This is a genomic window from Corynebacterium sp. HMSC074H12 (assembly GCF_001813755.1).
Lineage (GTDB): Bacteria > Actinomycetota > Actinomycetes > Mycobacteriales > Mycobacteriaceae > Corynebacterium > Corynebacterium hiratae.
The window spans coordinates 1-3,702 of the sequence record NZ_KV813912.1 but is presented as its reverse complement, the minus strand read 5'-3'; the positions used below and the strand labels follow the sequence as shown (position 1 = coordinate 3,702).

The following is a 3,702-nucleotide window of genomic DNA, read 5'->3' as shown; positions in this document are numbered from 1 at the left end:
GTGATGCCGCACGTAAGGCCGTTGCCTACTGGATGGAAGTCGTCTACAACCGCCGGCGCCGGCACTCTGCACTCGGGATGGTCAGCCCCGTCGACTTCGAAAACCACATTGGTCTAACCACCAGCAGAAAAGAAATAGCTGCCTAACCACTAGGTAGCTCCACTACGTGTCCACGATTTGCGGGCAACCTCACACCCCTTAGAGAATTAAATTATATTTTTCATTGACTGTGCCTTGGCTCACTGCTACCCTTTCTGTAACTTCACTCATGAAAGGAGGAGGCCAATGTCATTCGATTTTGAAGTGATTTCCACCCAGAATCTGATGGAAGCCCACCGCGTTGGACAGGCATAAAACATCAGACAACCACGGGGACCTGAATACATTCGGGCCCCCTTTTTACTTTAAGGAGAACAATGTCCTTGATATCATTCCGGACCGCCCATGAAGTTAGGCCTCTAGGGGATGGCAGGTCAGTTGTTGGATCAAACACGGCAGGAATCGGGCACTATGTCCAGGATCCAGACCACCATCTCCAAAAATTGAATAAAATTTTAAACGGCACCCTAAATCAGCAAGAAGCTACCGAACAGATCGCTAAGCAAACGGGAATTTCTCCCTTTAATGCACATACTCTGCTCGAGAAGCTAATCCAGCTAGGACACATTGAGGCCATTTCTCAACCCAACTTAACCCCAGAACAACAGACTCGTTTTTCTCGCAGTACTGCGCTCTACTCATGGCTAGGCGGATTTGGGAAATTTGATCGATGGGCTCCTCAAGAAATTATCTGCTCGTCGAGCATTTGTATTTTAGGGGCCGGAGGCATTGGATCTAGCATCGCGTTACAGATGGCCGCAAGTGGAATAGGAAAAATAACTCTCGTTGATTTTGACACTGTCGAGTTGTCCAACCTGAATCGACAAATTGCTTATTCGGAAAAATCTATCGGCAAATTAAAGACTGATGAACTCAAAAATAGGATTAGAGAGTTAAATAGCGATTGCTCAGTACGTACGATCGAGCGAAAAATTGAAGGAGTAGAGGAATTAATTCCCATTTTCAAGGAAGCAGATCTAGCTATAAGAGCAATCGACAACCCACCCGAATCGGCATATTGGGTATCAGAAGCCGCAATAGCCACCAAAAAGCCCTGGATTGACTGCAGCTACGCCGGGCCGATGGCGGTTTGCGCGACTTTTGTCCCCGGAACGACAGGGTGCTACCGATGCCTTCGAGAAAGTGAAAAACAACGGCTGCAACAGAATAATATTTCTGGACTCTACGAGGAAACCCCTCTTGGAATTAACGCTGCGATAGCACCTATCGTGTCAATAGCCAGTGCATTGGCTTCACTCGAAGCCTTAAGGTTCTTAGTCTCAAGAACCAACTTATCTATGGGCAAAGTTCTACATCAAAACCTTGCAGACTATTCAAATCAATATTCCATTGATTTCCCCTCGTCTTGCCAACATTAGCCTTCATGAAAGGACTAAGAAATGGCCACCTTAATGAGTATTCCTGGCTATCGCCGCTTAGTCGGAACAATGGCGTTCAACCAAACTGGTTATGCAATGGCTTCAGTAATAGTTCCACTATTGATTTTTGACATAAGCAAAAACGCCACACTGGCAGGATCAGTATCAGCTTTTGGAACAGGTTCGCTTATTCTTTTGAGCCTGTTTGCCGGTGCATTAACAGATAAGTTTCATCCCTCAGTAGTGCTAAAACTAGTTACTCTCGCTCAAACGATCATTTGGATCAGCATTGCTCTCATGCTCTCCTTTAGTGATCTTCCGTTACTCCCCATAGTTTTATGCATCGTTCTCGCTTCCGCGCTCTCTGCATTCGACGCACCAAGCGAACAAAGTCTCATCAAGCAGATGGTCCCTACAAGCGATCTAGGTACAGCAAATGCTATCGCGCATGGACGTGAATCCACTGCGGAAGTTTTCGGCGGACCGAGCGCCGGACTTCTTTACGGTTTAAACCCCCACTTAGCTCTTTTTGTCCAGGGAGCATTCCATGCCATCGCCTGCGCTCTCGTTCCTCGAAAGCCTAATTCAGCGTCAACAAATCAGCTACCCGAAGAACACGACACAAATGTTTCTGTTCTAAAGTCCTCGACTGATGGGTTCCGTTTTGTATTTAGCCACACAGGGCTGCGCGCAATCACTCTCGTGGCAGCCGTTGCCAACATTCCAATGTCAGCTTTTATCTTGGTACTGATTTTTTCATACCGCGCTACAGGAGAATCTGCATTCATTATCGGTTTGATTTCAGCATCTTTTGGATCCGGTGTCATCGTAGGTTCTTTTTTGGCCAGCAAGCTAGCAGAGGTTGTACCACTAGGAAAACTTGGCACTATAGCTTTACTTACCTTCACAATAAGCCTTATTGTGCTTACCACACTACATAGCAATACGGTCGCCACCATCATTGCTTTGTTTATCGCGGGTCTACCCCTAGCGTCTTTTAATACTGCAATTGGGGCTTTTACTGCCGCCATTACCCCTGACTACCGAATGGGCGCAGTAACCACAGCTTCTACCATTCCTGGAATATTTCTCATGCCATTCGGAGCATTTCTCGCTGGCTTTGGATTTGAGCACTGGGGAGCTTCAACAACACTCGGACTCATTTCAACATTCGCGCTCATTGCCACCATGATGACGCTAACCTCAGCGGTTCGCGGAATACCATTGCTATCTCAACTCGACGAAGTTCAATCCTGATAGTTCCACTCTGCACTGTAATGCTCTTAAAATAAGGATTACCCCATAGAACGATTAAGCCAAATAACTTTCGACGACATATACCTCATCTCCCCGTCCAGTTGGAATGATTGAAACACCGTAATGCTCCCAGACCTAATCAAAATCCAGGACTTCCAGAAAGAGAACTCTGGGCGACTGGTGAGCGACGGTTTCAAGGAGCCCGACCCCCGGAAAGTAGACACCGTGGGGTGAACAAAATGTAGGTGTAAGCCTATCAGGCCTTAAGCGGCTTGGGACTCGAACTCATCGGGGGTTTGGTATCCGCACCATGTGTGCCGACGGCACGTGTTGTAGCGCACGCACCACCGGAATACGTCTCTGCGGCAGATAAGTTGATTGGCGAAGGTCTTTGTATCTTTGAGGACCTCCCGTTTTAAAGCCGCGCTGAACGACTCAGCGAGCGAATTATCCGCGCTGGTTCCCACCGCGCCCATCGACTGGGTAACGCCCAAGCGCCTGCATGTTGCCTGGAACTGCGATGAGGTGTACACGCTTCCGTGATCTGAGTGGAAAATCGCACCGTCTAGACCTCCTCGCAGGTGGGAAGCGTTTTCGAGGGCTTCTTCTACCAGTTCGGTGCGCATGTGATCTGCGATAGCAAAGCCGATAAGTTTGCGGGAGAAACAATCAATAGCTGTTGCTAAGTACATGTTCGTTCCGTCTGCGATCGGCAGATACGTAATATCGCCGACAAGCACACGATTTGCAGCGCAGGCGGTGAAGTCACGGTTCACCAAGTCTGCGAACACGCGCCGGCCTTTGTCGCGCACAGTGGTCTTGACCCTGCGCTTCTTCTGAAATCCGAACAGGTTCTGGGCCCGCATCAAGCGGGCCACCTTTTTGCGATTGATCCGCTTGGCAGGGGTTGTAGCACCGTCGCGACGTGTGGGATCTGGGGTTGCCCGCAAATCGTGGACACGTAGTG

3 protein-coding genes and 1 pseudogene are annotated in these 3,702 nt (G+C 48.7%); 3 read left to right on the top strand and 1 reads right to left on the bottom strand.

All coding sequences use genetic code 11. The features are described 5' to 3' along the window. From HMPREF2932_RS13425 to HMPREF2932_RS13135, 3 genes and pseudogenes are all read left to right on the top strand, one after another. Nucleotides 1-146, top strand: a pseudogene (locus HMPREF2932_RS13425) (IS3 family transposase); the annotation flags it as partial. Nucleotides 147-416: 270 nt separating this feature from the next. After that, the gene (locus tag HMPREF2932_RS13140) at nucleotides 417-1,478 is read left to right on the top strand and encodes a HesA/MoeB/ThiF family protein (RefSeq protein WP_080975088.1); all 1,062 of its coding nucleotides are present in this window, start codon (nucleotides 417-419) and stop codon (nucleotides 1,476-1,478) included. 21 nt (nucleotides 1,479-1,499) lie between these two features. Continuing rightward, nucleotides 1,500-2,735 carry an MFS transporter gene (locus tag HMPREF2932_RS13135; RefSeq protein ID WP_080975087.1) on the top strand — a complete coding sequence of 412 codons (1,236 nt, stop codon included), beginning with the start codon at nucleotides 1,500-1,502 and terminating at the stop codon, nucleotides 2,733-2,735. Nucleotides 2,736-2,998: 263 nt separating this feature from the next. Here HMPREF2932_RS13135 and HMPREF2932_RS07025 read toward each other — a convergent pair. Then, nucleotides 2,999-3,702 (bottom strand): IS3 family transposase (locus tag HMPREF2932_RS07025; RefSeq protein WP_232745224.1); only part of this gene is annotated, 704 nt, incomplete at its 5' end.